This is a genomic window from Pseudofrankia asymbiotica (assembly GCF_001983105.1).
In the GTDB taxonomy this organism is placed as follows: domain Bacteria; phylum Actinomycetota; class Actinomycetes; order Frankiales; family Frankiaceae; genus Pseudofrankia; species Pseudofrankia asymbiotica.
This window is the reverse complement of the sequence record NZ_MOMC01000010.1, coordinates 135,106-153,373: the sequence shown is the minus strand read 5'-3', so window position 1 is coordinate 153,373 and position 18,268 is coordinate 135,106. Positions and strand designations below refer to the sequence as shown.

The following is an 18,268-nucleotide window of genomic DNA, read 5'->3' as shown; positions in this document are numbered from 1 at the left end:
GGCCACACCCACCACGTCAACACCAATTCCAACGACGAAGAAGGCCACCTCCCGCAGGAAGACCCCCACACCTGGACCACCAACCCAGCCAACACGGCGTCCGACACCCAGACCAGGACACGGAACAGACCGAGCAATCGGCCGGGTGCCAACGACCCCTGCCCGTTCTAGAGAGCTTGGTCGGCGAAAGCCGCGAAGATCGAGTCAAGTTGACCTACCGCGGCAGGTACCCGCTCTGCGGCGCGCCACGCGAGTCCACCTGATCAGCGGTTTCGGCGTTAAGCCTCGACCATTGTCACTAAGCGTAGCGAGCGGTGGCGGTGGCGGCCGCAGTGGCGGCGCGGCGGCGGCGGCGGCGGTCGATCATTGGTCGGCGGATCGCTGGCCCTGCGCGAGCCTGCTCTCAGGCCGGAACCGCAGCGCGCACGCCTCGTCGAGCTGGGGCGAGGGCGGGTGGCCCCACCAGGGCCATGACGGACCGCGGCGGAACTCAGGAGCGGAGCGCGACGGCTCGCAGGGCGATGTCGACGGAGGCCTGGAGATCTTCGCGGCTCGCACCGGCCGCGGCGTGGACGGCGTGGCCCTCGCTGAGCGCCATCACGAATCGTGCCAGCGTCCGRCTGTCCATACCGTCCGGGAGGTCACCTTCCTTCTCCGCGCGGGACAGTCGCTCCTCGAGGGCGGACTCGGTAGCAGCCCGGCCGGCGGCGAGGATCTCGGAGATGCGGGTGTTCTCCGGCGAACAGGCCAGGCCTCCCTGGATGGAGAGACAGCCCGCGGGGTGATCACCGGCGGTGAGGCCGTCGGCGCTGGAGCGCAGGAAGGCCTCTATCGCGGCGTACGCGGTGGGTTGATCGAGTGCGGCGCGAGCGGTGGCCACCTGCGTCTCGTGGTAGCGGGCGAAGGCGCGCTGGAACAGCTGCTCCTTGCTGCCGAACGTGGCGTACAGGCTCGGCCGGTTGATGCCCATCGCGCCGGTGAGCGCGCTCAGCGTCGCGCCCTCGTAGCCGTGTCGCCAGAAGACCTCCGCGGCTCGGCCGAGGATCGCCTCCTCGTCGAAAGCCCGCGGCCGTCCGATGGCGGGCGCCTCAGTGCTCACGAGATCAGTCTACCGCTCGGTACAGAACGTGGCCCGGCTCACCAACCGATCGGTACAGAACTTGCTACCGTGGCTTCACAACCGATCGGTACAAAATTGCACCGCGGTCGGCCGCACTCGAGTGTCGCGTTCGTTCCTGGCTCTCAGCGGCCCGCTCCGGCCGCATACCTGGAGGAGACGCATGACCGTTACACTGATCACCGGCGCGAACAAGGGCATCGGTTTCGAGACAGCCAGACAGCTCCTCGAGCTGGGTCACGTCGTCTACATCGGCGCGCGCGACGTCGAGCGAGGCGAGAAGGCCGCGGCGACGCTGGGCACACGAGTTCACCATGCCGTTGGCGCTCTACTCGGCGTCCAAGTCGGCAGCCACCATGCTCACTGTCCAGTACGCCAAGTCCCAGCCGGGTATCAAGTTCAACGCGCTCGAGCCCGGCACCACCGCCACCGACATGACCGCCGCCTTCGGAGTCGGAAGATCAGTGGTGGAAAGCGCCAGGACTGTCGTGCGCCTGGCCACGCTCGGCCCCGACGGCCCGACCGGGACCTTCACGGACGAACTCGGAGAGTTGGACTGGTAGGCGCGCAGGAACCTGGAAAACAGGAATATAAGGACGATCCGATGACCGACGACCGTCTGCGTGGCTAGCGCTTGTGCCCGACCGCGAAGACGCGGCGGAACGGCAGCAGCACCCGGCCAGCGCCGTCGGCGGGGAACGTCAGGGCCAGGCGCCGCTTCAGTTCCCGCTCGAAGGCGGGGCGCAGGTCGTCCGGCAGCGCGGCGAGGATGGGCCGCAGGCTCGTGCCGGCGATCCAGGTGAACACCGGGTCGGGCCCGGTCAGGACGTGCAGGTAGGTGGTCTCCCAGGCGTCGGTGGCGAATCCCTCGCCGGCCAGGGCGCGCCAGTACGCCACCGGGTCGTGCGAGGCACCCACCTCGACGTCGGCCGTGTGGGCGGCGTACGGCGCCTCGGCGGCGAGCGCCGCGCCCAGCGTGTGGCTGGGCGCGGCGAAGTTACCGGGCACCTGGAACGCGAACCAGCCACCCGGGCTCACCGCGCGCCCGAGGACCGCCAACAGGTCGAGGTGACCCGCGACCCAGTGGAAGGTGGCGTTCGAGAGCAGCACGTCGACGCTTCCGGCGGCCGCGGTGGCCGCCCAGTCGCGCAGGTCGGCGACCTGCCAGGCGATCCGCGCGTCCACGGCCTTCGCGATCATCGCCGGGCTGCGGTCGACACCGACGACGCGAGCCGACGGCCACCGGTCGGCGAGCAGGGCGGTCAGGTTGCCGGGGCCGCAGCCCAGGTCGACGACCGTGGCCGGCTCGGCCGGGACCCGGGCCATCAGGTCCGCGAACGGCCGGCCGCGCTCGTCGGCGTAGGTCAGGTAACGGTCCGGGTCCCAGGTATCCGCCACCGCAGCCTCCAGACCGCCGAATCCCAGAGCGGCACGCCATCCCGGCACGCCAACCCTCGGGCCGCCAACCCTCGGGCTTACTACTGTGCCCCGGCGGCCAGCCAGGCGTCGAAGGTGGTGGGCAGGATGCGGGCGTCCGCGCCGGGCAGCAGGACGTTACCGGCCATACTGACGCCGTGCGGCCCGTCCCAGGTCGGCACGAGCCGGATCTCCTGGCCGCGCGCCGCGTGGGTGCGCCGCGCCATGTCGACCAGGTCCTGGGTCTCCGGGCCGGCGATGTCGAGCCGCTCGCGCCGGGGCTCACCGACGGCGATCTCGGCCAGGACCGCGGCGACGTCGGCGGGGGCGATCGGCTGCATGAGCAGCGGCGCGACGACCGCCGTGCCGTCGCGCTCCGTCCAGGAGGCGACCATGGCGGCGAAGTCGTGGAACTGGGTGGCGCGCACGATCGTCCACGGCACCGGCCCCCGCTCCACGGTGGCCTCCTGCGCCAGCTTCCCCGCGTAGTGCGGGGTCACCGCCGGTTCCGTCATGCCGACGATGGACAGCGGTACGTGATGCCCCACGCCGGCGCGCTGTTCCGCGGCCAGCAGGTTCGCGGTGGTGGTCGTGAAGAAGTCGACCACCGTCGCGACGTCCTGGGCCGGGCTGTTCGAGCAGTCGATCACGGCCGCCACCCCGTCCATCGCCTTGTCCAGGCCGTCGCCGGTCAGGACGTCGACGCCAAGGGACCGGGCGACGGGAACCACCTCGTGGCCGCCGTCCCGGAGGATCTCGCTGGTGAGCCGCCCGATCCGGCCCGTCGCTCCCACTACCGCCACCCGCATCGCTACCTCCGCGCCTCTGGCCTCGCACGTCCACTATTTCGGAGGAAACATATCTCCAATATCCTAGATCATGCCACCTCCGGTACGGTGGCGGCGTGAGGCTGCCGGAGAGCACCGAGTGGCTGTTGCACTGCGCGGTCACACTCGCCCAGCTGGAACCCGGGCAGGCCACCGCCGCCGRCCAGCTCGCCGACTACTACGGCCTGCCCCTGCCCTCCCTGGCCAAGCAGCTCCAGGCACTCGTGCGCGCCGGCGTGCTCACGGCCACGACCGGTCCGCGCGGCGGGTTCCGGCTGGCCCGGGACCCGGCGGACATCACGGTCCTGGAGGTCGTCGAGGCGGTCGACGGCACCGCTACCCCCTACCGGTGCCGCGAGATCCGCCAGCACGGCAGCGGCGCGCTGCCCGGCGAGGACTGCGCCGAACCCTGCGTCCTCGCCACCACCATGGCCCGGGCGCACCAGGCCTGGCGCGACAGCCTGAGCTCCGTGTCGCTCGCCGACATCGTCGGCGATCTTCCCCCCGGCATCCCGGGCCGCACCCGCCGGCTCCTTCCTCAGCGGTGAGCCGCGGGCGCCTCGACGGTGGCCAGCGCGCCTCGACGGTGGCTAGCGGGAGGTGAAGTCGCAGCTCAGGCGCTTGACGCCGTTGATGAAGCTGCTGGCCAGCCACTCGGGCTCACCGACCGCCCGGATGTCGGGGGCCTGGGCGAACAGCTCCCGCCACATCACCGAGATCTCGCGGCGGGCCAGGTGGGCGCCGAGGCAGAAGTGCGGGCCGGCGCCACCGAAGCCCAGGTGGGGGTTCGGGTCGCGGCGGACGTCGAACCGGTCGGCGGCGGCGAACACGGCCTCGTCGCGGTTCGCCGACGAGTAGAACAGCAGCACCTTGTCGCCGGCGCGCAGCCGCTGCCCCGAGATCTCGACGTCCTGGGTGACCGTCCGGCGCATCCAGCGCACCGGGCTCGACCACCGGACGATCTCCTCGACGGCGGTCCGGCTCACCCCCGCCACGTCGTTCCGCCAGGCGGCCCGCTGCTCGGGAAACGCCGTCAGCGCGAGGAGCGCGTGACTGATCGCGGTGCGGGTCGTCTCGTTGCCGGCGACCAGCAGCAGGATGAAGAACGAGGCGATCTCGCTGTCGTCGAGGCGTTCGCCGTCGACCTCGGCGAGGGCGAGCGCGGTCGTGAGGTCCTCGGTCGGCTCGGTCCGCCGGCGCGTCGCCTCCTGGTGCAGCAGGTCGGCGAGCTCCGCGCCGGCGCCGAGCAGGGCGGCCACGATGTCGGCGCCCTCCGGGACGTAGTCCGGGTCGCCGGAGCCGAGGATCACGTTCGTGCAGCGGAAGACGTCGCCGTACCGCTCCCGCGGCAGGCCCATCATCCGGCAGATGACCTCCAGCGGGAGCCGGGCCGCGACCCGCGAGACGAAGTCGCCCGGCCCCCCGGCGACCAGGTCGTCGACGATCGCGCGGGCGATCGCCGCGATGTCCTGCTCGGTCTGGGCGATGATGCGCGGCGTGAACGCCCGGGAGACGCTGCGCCGCAGCCGGTGGTGCCGCGGCGCGTCGAGGTTGATCATCCCGCCGAAGAACTCGAGGAACTCGGGCGGCAGGTCCTGGATCGAGGTCGCCCTGCGGGCCGAGGAGAAGGTGCCCGGCTCCGAGCTGATCCGGACGATGTCCGCGTGCCGGGTGACCGCGAAGTACCCCGCCCCGGACGGGATCAGGTCGTTGGCGAACGGCGGTTCCGAGTAGAACGGCAGGCCGGGCCGCGCGCGCAGCACGGCGAACGCGGCGGCGATCTCGGCACGCGGCCGGACCCAGAAGGCGAGGTCGGAAAGGTCGACGTCGTCGACCGCCCCGATCGGACCGGCACCGATGGCGGCTGACATGACTCTGCGTCCCTCCTGTCGTTCGGCTGGCCCGCCCTCTCCCGCTGCCGCGTGTCACGCGTACCCGCCACGAGCGACTGTTCCAGCCAGCCGTCCGCGCGCGGTGGACACGGCCGGCGGACACGGCCGGCGGACACGGCCGTCCGTGCTCGTGCCGGCGAGGCAGCACCAGCGTCGCGGTAAGTGTGACCCGGATCGCATCGCACGGTGATCCGAAACGCCATACCGGTCCCGCGGGAGCATCACCGATCAGGTGGTCGAGGGCGCGGAACCGCTCGCGCCGTCACGTCGGCGCGGGGCCGTCCAGGTGAACGAGCAGGACGGCGATGTCGTCCTGCTGGGATTCGGCGGCCGGCACCTGGCTGGTGAGCGCGTCGGCCAGTCGGTCCAGGTCGGGGCGGGCGGCACCGGCATCGGCGCCGGCGGCCGCGGCGTGGGCGACGCCGGCGCGGCGGGAGACGAGCCCCGGGAGGTGACCCGCGAGGAGGGCGGCGGCCTGGTCGATGCCCTCCTCGATGTCTCGCCCGCGCTGCTCGACGAGTCCGTCGGTGTACAGGAGAAGGGTCGAGCCCAGGGGCAGCGGGACACTCGCCTCGTCGCGCCCACCGGCGTCGCCGACGCCGAGCGGGAGCGAGCTCGCGTCGGCGAGAGGCCGGACGGTGCGCTGCCCGGCACCACCGCCGGTACACACCAGCGGCGGAAGATGACCGGCGTTGGCATAGCTGAGCCGCGCCCCGCCGCCGGCGGGATCCTGTTCCAGGACGGCGTAGAAGACGGTCGCGAAGCTGTCCGTGTCGAATCCCTGGGCCAGCCGGTCGAGGCGGTCGAGCACCTCCCCCGGGCCAACCAGCTCCCAGGCATAGGCCCGCAGCATGCTGCGCAGCTGCGCCATCGTCGCGGCCGCGGGCAGGTCGTGGCCCATGACGTCACCGATGACGAGTCCGACCCTGCCGTCCGGCAGCAGCAGGACGTCGTACCAGTCGCCTCCGACGCGGGCCGTGTCGCTCGCCGGGAGGTACCGGGCGGCGAGCGACATGCCGGGCACGGTCGGCATGTCGGGAAGCAGGCTGCGCTGCAGGGTCTCGGCGACCGTGTGCGCCCGCCTGTAAAGGCGGGCGTTGTCCAGCAGCATGCCGGCGCGTCGGCCGAGATCGACGGCCAGGTCCTGGTCGTCCTGGTCGTAGTGGCGGCCGGACGCCGCCGTGGTGATCAGGCGTAGCACGCCCACCGCCCGGCCGCGGGCCGGCAGCGGGACCGCGAGGAAGGAACACGGCCGCATCCGGCGGTAGGCGTCGAGCTGGGCGGTGCTGGTGGCGGCTAGCACCAGGTCGTCGTCGCGGACCTCGGACACCAGGACCGGCCGACCGGTGGACAGGACGTGGTCGATCAGTCCCCAGGCGGTGTCGGGCAGGCCGCGGGCGGCCTCGCCCGCGATGAAGTCGGCCTCGAGCCCGGAGTCGAGACCGACGAGCGCGATCCGGTACGACTCGTCGTCGACCACGGCCAGGTCGACCACGGCCAGGTCGGCCAGGCGCGGCACCAGCACGTCGGCCAGCGCGCGCGGGGCGGCCGGCATCTGCCGCAACGCTCCCGACATCGCGTCGGTGACCTGTCCCAGCAGCTCAAGGCGGCCACGCGCGGCGCCCTCGACCCGCGCGGCCCACTCGGCCGTGGACCGCGCCCGCTGCTCCCTGACGAGCAGCTCCTCCCGCTGCTCCCTTGCCTCGACCTTGGCGGTCACGTCGTCCTGCACGCCGACGAAATGCGTGAGCCGGCCGGCCCGGTCGAACACCGGGGCCAGCGCGATCTCGTTCCAGAAGGTGCTGCCGTCCTTGCGGTAGTTCAGGATCTCGACCCGGGTCGGGCGGCGCTCCCGCTGGGCGTCCCGCAGCCTGGCGGCGGCCGCCGGGTCGCTGCGTGGTCCCTGCAGGAAGCGGCAGTTGCGCCCCACGGCCTCGGCGAAGGGGTAGCCGGTCACTCGGGTGAAAGCATCGTTGACCCAGGTCAGCGGGGTGTCGGGCTGGTACGGATCGGCGATCGTGAAGCTCACGTCCGTGCTCTGCACGGCACGTTGGTAGAGGTCGTCAACAGACGCCATGCCCACGGACCCACCCGCCGGGTCGGCGGATACCGTCCGACAGCGCCCGGCGCGCCCCGAGCGGGCGGGCACGTCGTGGCTTGGCCACGCACGATCGCCCCACCCTTGCTCACCGTATGTGTCATCGCGATTTCGTCGCGCATCCACCCCTCCAGCTTAGGTCCGACTCCTCACGACGGCCGATCGGCGACCGACGCCCCCGATCGGCGAGAACACGATCGGCGGCGTGCTGACGGTCGGCGGGCGCGGAACCGGCCCGTGGACCGATCCGGCGGTGCTCGCCGCGGCGATCCCGGCGAGCTGCTCCGCCGGCGCTTCGGCCGGGGCAGAGTGGAACGCGGCCCGGACGGTCCTCTCCGCCCTGGACCCGCATCGCGTGTTCAGCGACGCCTTCCTGGACACCCTTCCTGCCCTGACCCTCCAGCCGCCTGGCCCTCGGGGCGCCAGACCGGTGCCTCCATCGCGGGCTTCGACGCGGGTTTCGGGTCGACGACCGGAGGGGCAGGGCGAGGTCAACCCGTCGAGGTTCGCGGCGTTTCCTCGGCGTGGAGCGTGCAGTAGAAGATCCCGGCCACCAGGAGCGGACCGGTGACGAGCAGGCCGGCGGCCGGTGAGACGAACGTCCACAGCGCCCCCGCGGTGACGGTCGCCGCGATGCGTCCGAGGCTCTGGATCGCCGCCAGGACTCCGAAGGCGGTCCAGCGGGCGTCGCGTGACGCCAGGCGGCCCACCCCGGCCTACTCGGCCGCGTCGACGGCTCCGGCCGCGGCGCCGGCCAGGACGAAGAAGAGCGCCATCAGCTTAACTTTTGACAGGCCGGCCCAGGGCTTGGCAGCACCCTTGTCGAACCAGCGCCGACGTGGTGGGAGCGGGACGCGCTGGCCACGACGGCCGGAGGCCGCCGCGCTACGGGCGGGGCCAGCGGTCATCAATGGCCAGAACGGGCCAGTCAACGCCGCGGCGGGCGCCGTCCGTTCCGGTGACGAGAGGCCGGTCGCACAGGCTGGCCGTCACGCAACGTGCATCCTCGCTCTCGGCTCTCCAAGTGTGACCGCGTCGCCACCCCGCGCACGAACTATCTATATCAATGAGGCATCGACCTGTAAGCATGGCCGCGCGGCCGCCGGGATAACCCGCGCCAGAAGACTGTCTGGCAAGCCGCAAGTGCGCCGGATCGGCCCGCCCGCTTATCGGATTTATCTATACGAGCCGGTTCTTAACGGTCGGCACGTCCTCGCCTCGAAACGGGACGGCGCCGCGGTTGGGGCCCCGCCGCCGCGCCCTACCGGCTGCATCCACGCCACCGCCCAGGGCACCGCTCGCGGTGGGCCGCCCCCTGGATCGATGTCCGGATGCGTGACGGCGCTCGTCACGGTACGTGCGGAGCGCGGCGAAGGTGCTGGACCAGGGCAGGCGGTCAGTTCGAATCAGCCGCCGACTGGTCAGGCAAAGTGCTTGCCGTTCCCTGCCGGGATGCGGGAAGCTCACACCGCGCCGCTGGCGAGGGAATTCCGCACGGCCAAGCCCAAGTTCCGACACCGCCACCCGGCATGCCCGAGAAGCCTCCCGGAAACCGAGCAATGAACCATCGGTCGAAGAACCGCCACCATTGGGCGGTCGCCGACCGGGCCGGCTTTATCACGGGCCGCCAGGAAGTCCATCGGCGTTGGAAAGACCGAATCAAAAAATGTCCACGGATGGGTGATGCATGCCATGACCGAGCCTGTCAACGTCACCGACGGCCCAGAGGTGCCTGACAACCAGCTGAGCCTCAGCACCGCGGCCGCGCGGAATCTCGCGACGACCACCAAGTCCGTCCCGCAGATGCAGGAGATCTCCTCCCGCTGGCTGCTGCGCGTCCTGCCCTGGGTACAGACCGCTGGCGGCGTCTACCGCGTCAACCGGCGGCTCACCTACGTCGCGGGCGACCGCCTCGTCACCTTCATCAGCACCGGGTCGGACGTCCGGGTCGTGCCGGCCGAGCTCACCGAGCTGCCGCCGCTGCGCGGGTTCGACGGCCCGGAGCTCACCGCCCTCGCGGACGGCTTCGTCCAGCGCGAGTACTCGGCCGGCGACGTCCTCGTGTCGGCCGGCGACGCCGCCGACGAGGTCTTCCTCATCGCCCACGGGAAGGCCGAGAGACACGCCCCGGGCACCTACGACGACGAGCGGTCGCTGGGCATCCTCAGCGACGGCGAGTTCTTCGGCGACGAGGTGCTCGTCGAGGCGGCCACCACCTGGGACTACACCGTGCGCGCGGTCACCGGCACGACCGTGCTCGCCCTGACCCGCCAGCGGTTCCAGGAGATCGTGGACTCCTCCGACGAGCTGCGGGCGTGGATCGGCGACTACCGCACCCGCCCGGCGCCGGCGCAGAACAGGCTGGGCGAGRCGGAGATCACGATCGCGGCCGGCCACGCCGGCGAGGCGGCTCTGCCAGGYACGTTCGTGGACTACGAGCTGGCACCGCGAGAGTACGAGCTGAGCGTGGCGCAGACCGTGCTGCGCGTCCACAGCCGGGTCGCCGACCTCTACAACGAGCCGATGAACCAGCTCGAGCATCAGCTCCGGCTCACCGTCGAGGCGCTGCGCGAACGCCAGGAGCACGAGCTGGTGAACAATCCCGACTTCGGTCTCCTGCACAACGCCGACCTGCGCCAGCGGATTCACACCCGCAGCGGGCCGCCGACGCCGGATGATCTGGACGAGCTGCTGAGCCGCCGGCGTAGCACTCATTTCCTGCTCGCGCACCCCCGAGCCATCGCCGCGTTTGGCCGGGAGTGCACCGCGCGCGGCATCTATCCGGCCACCGTGCTGTTCCACGACCAGCACGTCCCGGCGTGGCGCGGTGTTCCGATGCTGCCGGTGAACAAGATCCCGGTGAGCCCGACCGGTGCCACATCCATTCTCGCGATGCGTACGGGCGAGGAGAACCAGGGCGTCATAGGCCTGCATCACGTCGGCCTTTCCGACGAGCTGGAGCCGGGTCTTTCGGTCCGTTTCATGGGCATCAGCGAAAAGGCGATCCTCTCCTACCTGGTGACGACCTACTACTCCGCGGCCGTCCTGGTCCCCGACGCGCTCGGCATCCTCGAGAACGTGGAGATCGGGCGCTAGCACCGGACAGTTCCGTGGCCGCGGTGGCGGAGACCCTCCGCCACCGCGGCCACCGCCCAGCGAGAGGAAGGCGGATCGGCCCATGCAGCCGTTCGTGTTGCCGCGTTTCTACGTGCCCTATCCGGCGCGGCTCAGCGCCCACCTGGAATCGGCCCGGTCGCACAGCCGGGCCTGGGCCGCCGCGATGGGAATGATCGACGCGCCGGACGCCGGCGTGACGGTCTGGAGCGAGCGCGACTTCGACGCGCACGACTACGCCTTGCTGTGCGCCTACACCCACCCGGACACCTTCGCCGACCGGCTCGGCCTGATCACCGACTGGTACGTCTGGGTGTTCTACTTCGACGACCACTTCCTCGAGCTGTTCAAGCGCACCGGTGACATGGCCGGCGCCCGCGAGTACCTCGACCGGCTGCGCGCCTTCATGCCCCTCGACGGCGGCGGGGGCGCGGCCGGTGAGGGAACCGCCGACGCGGCGCCGGCGAACGCGGTCGAGCGGGGTCTCGCCGACCTGTGGGCACGGACCATCCCGGACCGGTCCGCGGACTGGCGGCGACGGTTCGTGACCAGCACCCGCAATCTTCTGGACGAGTCCCTGTGGGAACTGGCCAACATCAACGAGAACCGGGTGTCGAACCCCATCGAGTACATCGAGATGCGACGAAAGGTCGGGGGCGCGCCCTGGTCGGCGAACCTCGTCGAGCACGCCGCCGACGCCGAGGTACCCGCCGCGATCGCCGCCCGCCGTCCGATGCGGGTGCTGCGCGACACCTTCGCCGACGCCATCCACCTGCGCAACGACCTGTTCTCCTACCAGCGCGAGGTCGAGGAGGAGGGCGAGCTGAGCAACGGCGTGCTGGTGGTGGAACGGTTCCTCGGCTGCGCCACCCAGACCGCCGCCGACCTCGTGAACGACCTGCTCACGTCCCGGCTGCACCAGTTCGAGCACACCGCGCTCACCGAGGTCCCCCCGCTGCTCGACGAGCACGGGATCGACCCGCTGGCGCGCCTCGCCGTGCTCGGGTACGTCAAGGGCCTGCAGGACTGGCAGTCGGGGGGTCACGAGTGGCACCTGCGCTCCAGCCGCTACATGAACGACGGCCCGGCCCCGGCCGATCTCCTCCCAGCCGGCGACGGGACCGCCGCCGGGCCCACAGCCGGGTCCTCGGCCGCGGGCGACCTATCGCCCGCCGCGGGGCCGCGCTCCGCCGGCGCCGGCGCGCTGCTGGCCGGTCCGACGGGATTCGGCACGTCAGCCGCCCGCGCCGTCGAATCGATCCTGGTCACGACGCCGCGGCGCCTGCGCGCGTTCRGCCATGTCCGGTTTCAGGCCGTCCGGCCGCCGCGGGCACCGGAGCCGTACATGCCCTTCCCGGTGGGCGACAACCCGCACCTGGCGGGCACCCGCGGGGAGACGGTGCGGTGGGCCCGGGTGATGGGCCTGCTGGACCCGGTGCCGGGGATCTGGGACGAGCACAAACTCGTCTCCTACGACTTCCCGCTCTGCTCCGCGGGTCTCGACCCGGATGCCACCCGGGCCGAGCTGGACCGGTCGGCACAGTGGCTGACCTGGGGAACCTACGCCGACGACTACTACCCGGTCGTCTTCGGCCGGACCCGCGACCTCGCCGGCGCCCGCGCGTGCAACGAGCGGCTGCGCCAGTTCCTCCCGGTGGAACTCGAGGAGGGACGGGTGGCCGAGGCCATGCCGGCGCCGGCCATCCCGCTGGAACGGGCGCTCGCCGATCTGTGGGCACGCACCGCGCCGCCGCTCGACCTCACCGGCCGCCGCGCCTTCCGCCGGGCGGTCGACATGATGCTCGACAGCTGGCTGTGGGAACTGGYGAACCACGCGGCGAACCGGATTCCCGACCCGATCGACTACCTGGAGATGCGCCGCTCGACCTTCGGCTCGGAGCTGACGATGGCGCTGGCCCGGCCAAGGGGCGAGCACGGCATCCCGCCCGAGATCTACGGGACGCGGCCGATCCAGGCACTGGAGAACTCGGCGATGGACTACGCCGGCCTGCTCAACGACATCTTCTCCTACCAGAAGGAGATCCAGTTCGAGGGCGAGCTCAGCAACGGCGTCCTGGTGGTGGAGAACTTCCTCGACTGCCCGCGTGAGCGCGCCGTCGGCGTCGTCAACGACCTGATGACGGCCCGGATGTGCCAGTTCGAGCACATCGTCGAGCGGGAGCTGCCCGCGCTGTTCGACACCTACGACCTCACCGACGAGGCCCGGGGCGCGTTGCGGGCCTACGTCGACGACCTGAAGAACTGGTTGGCCGGCATTCTGCGCTGGCACCGAGGTACCCGCCGCTACGACGAGGCCGAGCTACGCCAGCATCCGGCGGCCGGCGTCCCGCCGTTCGGTTCCCCGATCGGGCTGGGCACCTCCGCCGCCCGGCTCGCCGCCGTCAGCCGAGGGCGCGGTCGAGGTTGAACGCGGCGCTGATCAGCGACAGGTGGGTGAAGGCCTGCGGGAAGTTGCCCTGCTGCTCCCCGGCACGGCTGATCTGCTCGGCGTAGAGGCCCACGTGGTTGGCGTAGGTGAGCATCTTCTCGAAGGCGAGCCGCGCCTCGTCGAGCCGCCCGGCCCGGGTCAGCGCCTCGACGTACCAGAACGAGCAGATCGAGAAGGTGCCCTCCTCGCCGCGAAGGCCGTCCGGGCTCGCCTCCGGGTCGTAGCGGTAGACCAGCGAGTCGGAGACCAGATCCTCGCCGAGCGCGTCCAGCGTGGACAGCCACTTCGGGTCGGTGGGCGAGACGAACTTGGCCAGCGGCATCATCAGGAGGGAGGCGTCCAGGACGTCGTCGTCGAGGTGCTGGACGAACGCCCGCCGGTTCGCGGACCAGCCACGGCTCATGATCTGCCGGTAGATCGCGTCGCGGCATCCCCGCCAGCGCGCGAGGTCGGCTGGCAGCCCGCGACGGTTCGCCATCCGGATCGCCCGCTCGACCGCCACCCAGCACATCAGCCGCGAGTACAGGAAGTTCTTACGACCGCCGCGGGTCTCCCAGATGCCCTCGTCGGGCTGGTTCCAGTGCTCRCAGACCCAGTCGACCAGGACGCAGACCTCGTCCCACAGGCCGCTGGAGATGGGCTGCCCCCATTTGTCATAGAGGTAGACGGAGTCGATTAACGCTCCGTGGATGTCCAGCTGGAGCTGGTCGGCGGCGGCGTTGCCGACCCGTACCGGGGCGGAGTCCTGGTATCCGCTGAGATGGCCCATCTCCTCCTCTGGAAGCTCGCCTCGGCCGTCGATGCCATACATGATCTGGAGCGGGCCGCGGGGGCAGTTGTGGCGCAGCGCGACGCGCTCGGAGAGAAAGTCCATGAATGCTCGCGCCTCGTCGGTGAACCCCAACCGAAGTAGCGCGTAAACGCAGAACCCGGCGTCCCTGATCCATACGTACCGGTAGTCCCAGTTGCGCTCGCCGCCGATCTGCTCGGGCAGGCTGGTCGTCGGGGCCGCCACGATCGCCCCGGTAGGGGCGTAGGTGAGCAGCTTGAGGGTCAGCGCGGAACGGTGCACCATCTCCCGCCACCGGCCTCGGTAGCGGGACGCGGCCAGCCACCGGCGCCAGAACGCCACCGTCGCGGTGAACTCCCGCTCCGCCTCGGCATGGGGACACCCGCGCGGCACGATGTCACCGCCCACCCGGTCAAGGGCGAAGACCGCTGACTCCCCCTCCAGCAGCTTGAAGATCGTCCACACGTCCTGGCCGTCCCCGTCGAGCGGCACCGTGGCGGTCAGCGCGAGGGAGAGCGACGCCGACTCGAACAGCGTCGCCCCGTCCTCGGTCCGGACCGTGTGCGGCAGCCTGGCGTAGTCGAACCGCGGGGCCACCCGCGCACGCATCGGGATGGACCCGCGCACGCACACCACCCGACGGATCAGCCGATGCCGGCCGACCGCGCTCGCGTCGCCGATGATCGGCATGAAGTCCTGGACCTCGCCCACGCCATCCCCGGTGAAGAACCGGGTGATCAGGACGTTGGTGTCCGGAAAGTAGAACTGTCTCGACCTCGCCGGCGCGTCGGCCGTCAGCTCGAAGCGCCCTCCCCGGTCCGCGTCGAGGATCGAGCCGAAGACGCTCGGAGCGTCGAAGGACGGGCAGCAGTACCAGTCGATGGTCCCGTCGGTGCCCACGAGGGCGACGGTGCGCAGGTCGCCGATCAGCCCGTGGTCGGCGATCGGCAGGTAGCGCGGGCTCCCGGCCCACCGGTCCTGCCCGGTCATGGAACTGTCGTTCCCTGCGGGAGCGGACCGGTAACGAGCACGGGTGGCGGGCGTGACCTCGGCTACCGGGATCTACCCGGGCCCGAACCGTGCGTGGGTCACGCCGTCATCGAGGTGAAGGCGTTCGGCTGACCACGCCGCCGAGACAATCACTGACGTGTGCCCTGAGGTGCGAACGTGACGGCCATGGCGGGTCCGGTGGTGGTCGCCGGGGTTGCCAACGTGCAGCAGACGGTGCCGGTGGACGACTTCCCGCTTCACTACGCGCCGGTGCGCTATCTGCCCCACCGGCTGCGGCTGGAGGCGGGGGGCGTCGGGCTCAACGTCGCCCGCGTGCTGCGCGCGCTGGGATCCCCGGTAGTGCTGGCGGCGCTGGTCGGCGCCGATCCGGCCGGTGTTCTCGTCCGTGCCGAGCTGGAACGCGCCGGCCTGGGCGGCGCCGGGGTCGTGGCGGCGGCGAGTACCCCGACCTCCGTGGTGCTGGTCGATCCGCGCGGCGCCCGGCAGGTCCACACCGACCTCAAGGACCTTTCCGACGCCGGCTACCCGCGGGCGTTGTTCGCCGAGCTCGTGGCCGGCGCCCAGCTCGCCGTCGTCTCCACCGTTGGTTTCGCCCGGCCGCTCCTGAACGTCGCCAAGGCCGCGGGTGTGCCGATCGCTGTCGATGTCCAGACCGTCACCGGGGTCGACGATTCCTACTGCGGGCCGTGGCTACGGGCCGCCGACGTCCTGTTCTGCTCCGCTGAGCGGCTCGACACGGATCCGGCCGTCTTCGCCCGGACGGCGCTGGAACGCTTTCGCGCGCGGATCGTCGTCGTTGGGCTGGGGGCCGACGGCGCTCTGCTTGCCGTCCGAGGGCGTCCCGCCCGCTTTGTTCGCGCCGTCGCCCCGCACGGGGTGGTCGACACCACCGGCGCCGGTGACGCCCTGTTCGCCGGCTTCCTGCACTACTGGCTCGGCGGCGGCGACCCGGACGACGCGATGGAACACGCCGTCCTCGTCGCGGGCTGCGCCGTCGGCACCGCTGGTACCAGTCCTCATATCGACGAGGCGCACATCGCGGACCTGCTCGCGCGCCCCCGCTGAGCCAACCGACTGGATCATGGCATCGCGGGCAACCCGCCGAAGTCGCGAAGACGCGTCGACAGCCTGAGTGGGAGGACGCGGCTGGTGGCCACGGCCAGCTCCGCCTGGGCGAACACTGCCCGCCGCCCGCGCCTGGAAGGTCAAAGACAAGTCAGACGCCACGCGTCACCTGTGGCGCGCTGCGTCTGACAGATCTCCAGAACTCGCGACGTGGTGGGTCGACGTTGCCTGTCGCACTAGTATTTCGCCATGTTTGGTGCTGGAATCAGCGGGTTGTCGCGGTCGCTCGGCGGGATACTCGTCGCCGGAGCCRTCGTCGCCGGCTGCTCCAGCGAGACGAACGAGTCCAGCCCGCCGTCTCCGTCCTCGTCGCCGTCGCCCGCGCCACCTCGGTCGGTGTCGTTGGCCCCGGTATCTGTGCCCCCCTCGCCCTTGTCACAGGACGCGCACCCACCGCTCGCCGGCTTCGGCGAGGTCCATGACCTCGGCACGGTGGTGAGCATTGACGGCACCACGCTCCGACTCGACCCGAAGGCCTACGTCCACTGCACCCCCGTGTTCGGCGACAGCACGGGGCCCTGCCTGGACGGTTATCGGATCGATGACCTCGGGGCGGAGATCCGTGAGTACCAGCTGACGCCGACGGTCAGGTTCACGTTCTCGGTGGCACCTGAGAAGTACGAGACCGGCGACCTCACGGACTTGCGGAACTTCGCCGCGTCGACTCCCGGAAAACTGGTCATGCTTCAGTCCGACGCGTCGGCGCGGGTGATCGCCGTCGGCCAGCCCTGGCTTCCCTAGCCCGGACCTCTCGCGCACCGGTCAGATGTGATCGCGGCCGCGGTACGGTGAGCGCGGAGATCACTGGGTGGTGGTTGGCGTGAGGAGCCAGCGCGCGAAGCGGTCGTCGCCCAGTTCGGTGTACCAGCGGACCTTCAGCGTGTAGCAGGTATGGCCTGTCCGGAGTAGCAGGCCCGGGTCGGGGGCGAGAGACGACGGTGGTCCGTGCTCGACCGGGACTGGTCCGGGCCGTGGGTCCGCCAGCGGGGTGGAATGAGGGCCGAGGCCATCGACGGCGGAGCTGAACAGGGCGATGTCGCCGCTGGGCACAGAGAGCGGGTCGCCGTCGTCATCGTCGCGCGAGGGGAAGGACAACGCGGCGGAAAGCGCCTCGCCGTAGTCGGGACCCGACGCCTGGACGAGAGCGACTGTGCCCATGTCGGACGTGAGGACCTCGATCCAGCTGTYGTCGCGGACCACTCCATCTCCGCCGACGAGGACCGCCCGGCCCGTGCCGACGGGCAGGCTCGTGACCTCGATCCCCGCCTCGACGACCTGGTCGAAGTGGCTCTCGTCGCTGTGGCCCCGCCAGTCCGCCCGAAGCCCGACGTCCATCGCCAGGAACGGCTCGCCGTTGGTCCACAGACGCCCCAGGTGCACCCAGCCATTCACTGATCCACTATCGCGCAGGCACCCTGCTTATACGCGGCGGGGCCTCGCGGCAGGGACATAGTGTGACCAAGGTGAACGTGTACGAGGTCGCCGCCCGTCTGCCCGATATCTCGGTGCTCCGTGATCGATGCCGCGCGTTGGCGATGCTTGAGGCGATCGTTTGCCCGGAGTGGGAGTTCCGCTACTACTCGTTCGACGCCTCGTGGGCGCCGGCCAAGGAGATGGCGTCGATGCGTGATGGCAGCGGGGACGCGTACTCGATCGTCTTCGGCCCGGCCGGGGCTTTCATCCGCGGCTTCGACCACGAGTCACCGATGAGTCCCGTCGTCGTGGGAGGTCTGTGGCCCGGGCTCGTCGACACCGTTCCGGAGGTCTTCCAGGCCCACGTTGACGAGCCCGCTTTCAGCTTCGACGGCCGTCTGGAGGCCACCTTCGTTCTCTGGCGCCAACACCACGACGACCACTGGCGGACCGGCACCATGGAGCTCCCGCCCCATGCGGGACACCGCGAGAGCCCCGACGGCGCTGAACTGCTGACCATCCTCTGTGACCCCGGCCCGAACATCTATCTGGCCTTCGCCGCCGACTACTACGAGGTCGCGCTCGACACTGTCGCCGTCAGCCGCCTCTGGACGCTTCACCCGCTCGACGGCACGACCGTGACGGCGCTGAACCCGGATCTCACACTCGCCGACGTCCGGCAAGACGCCGAGCAGACCGGATACCCGGTCACACATCCGCGGACTATCGGGCAGAGCGACCCACTCGCCGGGGCCACGTGACCACGCCTCATTCTGCGGATAGCGATCTCACCTGTGCGGTCCATGGACGGGCGGTGCTACGCATTTCCCGACGGCCGAGGCTCGGAGAACGGCGCATAACCTGTGTCGTCCCTCTCGAACTCGTCGCATCCGTCATGCTCGAACACCAGGCGCCCGTCGTATGAGGAAGCGGCGTTCACACAAGCACCCCAGTCGCCACCGAGCGGGCCTTCCAGCGGAACGTAGTGGAGACATCCCCCGCACTACTCGTTGTAC

At 71.0% G+C, this 18,268-nt stretch carries 17 protein-coding genes and 2 pseudogenes; 9 read left to right on the top strand and 10 right to left on the bottom strand.

What is annotated here, in order from left to right; translation table 11 throughout:
- Positions 1–490 precede the first annotated feature (490 nt).
- Positions 491–1,099: a TetR/AcrR family transcriptional regulator gene (locus BL253_RS05625; RefSeq protein WP_076814151.1), complete on the bottom strand. Its 609-nt coding sequence runs from the start codon at positions 1,097–1,099 to the stop codon at positions 491–493.
- Between BL253_RS05625 and BL253_RS45780 the strand changes: the two are divergent.
- Both BL253_RS45780 and BL253_RS45775 read left to right on the top strand, forming a co-directional pair.
- Positions 1,077–1,373: pseudogene (locus BL253_RS45780) on the top strand (hypothetical protein); the annotation flags it as partial. The gene BL253_RS05625 and the pseudogene BL253_RS45780 sit on opposite strands and share 23 nt — an antisense overlap.
- A gap of 58 nt (positions 1,374–1,431) precedes the next feature.
- Positions 1,432–1,680, top strand: a complete 249-nt coding sequence (locus tag BL253_RS45775; RefSeq protein WP_241834556.1) for an SDR family NAD(P)-dependent oxidoreductase — start codon at positions 1,432–1,434, stop codon at positions 1,678–1,680.
- 64 nt (positions 1,681–1,744) lie between these two features.
- Here BL253_RS45775 and BL253_RS05615 read toward each other — a convergent pair whose 3' ends face one another.
- Both BL253_RS05615 and BL253_RS05610 read right to left on the bottom strand, forming a co-directional pair.
- Positions 1,745–2,515 carry a methyltransferase domain-containing protein gene (locus BL253_RS05615; protein ID WP_076814149.1) on the bottom strand — a complete coding sequence of 257 codons (771 nt, stop codon included), beginning with the start codon at positions 2,513–2,515 and terminating at the stop codon, positions 1,745–1,747.
- Between the two features lie 80 nt (positions 2,516–2,595).
- Entirely contained in the window at positions 2,596–3,342 is a 747-nt protein-coding gene (locus BL253_RS05610; RefSeq protein WP_076814147.1) for an SDR family oxidoreductase, read from the bottom strand.
- 95 nt (positions 3,343–3,437) lie between these two features.
- Between BL253_RS05610 and BL253_RS05605 the strand changes: the two genes are divergently transcribed.
- Positions 3,438–3,908, top strand: a complete 471-nt coding sequence (locus BL253_RS05605) for an RrF2 family transcriptional regulator (protein WP_076814145.1) — start codon at positions 3,438–3,440, stop codon at positions 3,906–3,908.
- A 42-nt stretch (positions 3,909–3,950) separates the two neighbouring features.
- Here the strand turns inward: BL253_RS05605 and BL253_RS05600 are convergent, their stop codons facing one another.
- Complete coding sequence (locus tag BL253_RS05600; RefSeq protein WP_076814143.1) at positions 3,951–5,231, bottom strand: cytochrome P450; 1,281 nt, start codon at positions 5,229–5,231, stop codon at positions 3,951–3,953.
- A gap of 283 nt (positions 5,232–5,514) precedes the next feature.
- Positions 5,515–7,329, bottom strand: a complete 1,815-nt coding sequence (locus BL253_RS05595) for a SpoIIE family protein phosphatase (protein WP_076814142.1) — start codon at positions 7,327–7,329, stop codon at positions 5,515–5,517.
- Between the two features lie 226 nt (positions 7,330–7,555).
- On the opposite strand from BL253_RS05595, the gene BL253_RS43480 reads away from it, so the two are divergent.
- Complete coding sequence (locus BL253_RS43480) at positions 7,556–7,921, top strand: cholesterol oxidase substrate-binding domain-containing protein (RefSeq protein WP_274535185.1); 366 nt, start codon at positions 7,556–7,558, stop codon at positions 7,919–7,921.
- Here the strand turns inward: BL253_RS43480 and BL253_RS42815 are convergent.
- Together BL253_RS42815 and BL253_RS05585 are read right to left on the bottom strand one after the other, a co-directional pair.
- Positions 7,842–8,060 carry a hypothetical protein gene (locus tag BL253_RS42815; protein ID WP_198946180.1) on the bottom strand — a complete coding sequence of 73 codons (219 nt, stop codon included), beginning with the start codon at positions 8,058–8,060 and terminating at the stop codon, positions 7,842–7,844. The two genes, BL253_RS43480 and BL253_RS42815, sit on opposite strands and share 80 nt — an antisense overlap.
- A 6-nt stretch (positions 8,061–8,066) precedes the next feature.
- Complete coding sequence (locus tag BL253_RS05585) at positions 8,067–8,258, bottom strand: hypothetical protein (protein ID WP_076814139.1); 192 nt, start codon at positions 8,256–8,258, stop codon at positions 8,067–8,069.
- Positions 8,259–9,042: 784 nt separating this feature from the next.
- Between BL253_RS05585 and BL253_RS05580 the strand changes: the two genes are divergently transcribed.
- Both BL253_RS05580 and BL253_RS05575 read left to right on the top strand, forming a co-directional pair.
- A complete protein-coding gene (locus BL253_RS05580) occupies positions 9,043–10,446 on the top strand; it encodes a family 2B encapsulin nanocompartment shell protein (protein ID WP_076814197.1) in 1,404 nt (467 codons plus the stop codon).
- Positions 10,447–10,528: 82 nt separating this feature from the next.
- On the top strand, positions 10,529–12,892 hold the full coding sequence (locus BL253_RS05575) for a family 2 encapsulin nanocompartment cargo protein terpene cyclase (RefSeq protein ID WP_076814137.1): 2,364 nt from the start codon (positions 10,529–10,531) through the stop codon (positions 12,890–12,892).
- Here the strand turns inward: BL253_RS05575 and BL253_RS05570 are convergent.
- Positions 12,867–14,693, bottom strand: a complete 1,827-nt coding sequence (locus BL253_RS05570) for a glycoside hydrolase family 15 protein (RefSeq protein WP_076814136.1) — start codon at positions 14,691–14,693, stop codon at positions 12,867–12,869. The genes BL253_RS05575 and BL253_RS05570 overlap by 26 nt on opposite strands.
- Before the next feature lie 186 nt (positions 14,694–14,879).
- Here BL253_RS05570 and BL253_RS05565 point away from each other — a divergent pair, with 186 nt between their 5' ends.
- Entirely contained in the window at positions 14,880–15,779 is a 900-nt protein-coding gene (locus tag BL253_RS05565; RefSeq protein WP_076814195.1) for a carbohydrate kinase family protein, read from the top strand.
- 432 nt (positions 15,780–16,211) lie between these two features.
- On the top strand, positions 16,212–16,580 hold the full coding sequence (locus BL253_RS05560) for a hypothetical protein (RefSeq protein WP_241834552.1): 369 nt from the start codon (positions 16,212–16,214) through the stop codon (positions 16,578–16,580).
- Between the two features lie 60 nt (positions 16,581–16,640).
- Here BL253_RS05560 and BL253_RS05555 read toward each other — a convergent pair whose 3' ends face one another.
- Complete coding sequence (locus BL253_RS05555) at positions 16,641–17,219, bottom strand: hypothetical protein (RefSeq protein ID WP_198946176.1); 579 nt, start codon at positions 17,217–17,219, stop codon at positions 16,641–16,643.
- Between the two features lie 74 nt (positions 17,220–17,293).
- Here BL253_RS05555 and BL253_RS05550 point away from each other — a divergent pair, with 74 nt between their 5' ends.
- Complete coding sequence (locus BL253_RS05550; protein ID WP_198946175.1) at positions 17,294–18,013, top strand: hypothetical protein; 720 nt, start codon at positions 17,294–17,296, stop codon at positions 18,011–18,013.
- 56 nt (positions 18,014–18,069) lie between these two features.
- On the opposite strand, the pseudogene BL253_RS45295 reads toward BL253_RS05550, so the two are convergent.
- Positions 18,070–18,243, bottom strand: a pseudogene (locus BL253_RS45295) (hypothetical protein); the annotation flags it as partial.
- Positions 18,244–18,268: the final 25 nt, after the last annotated feature.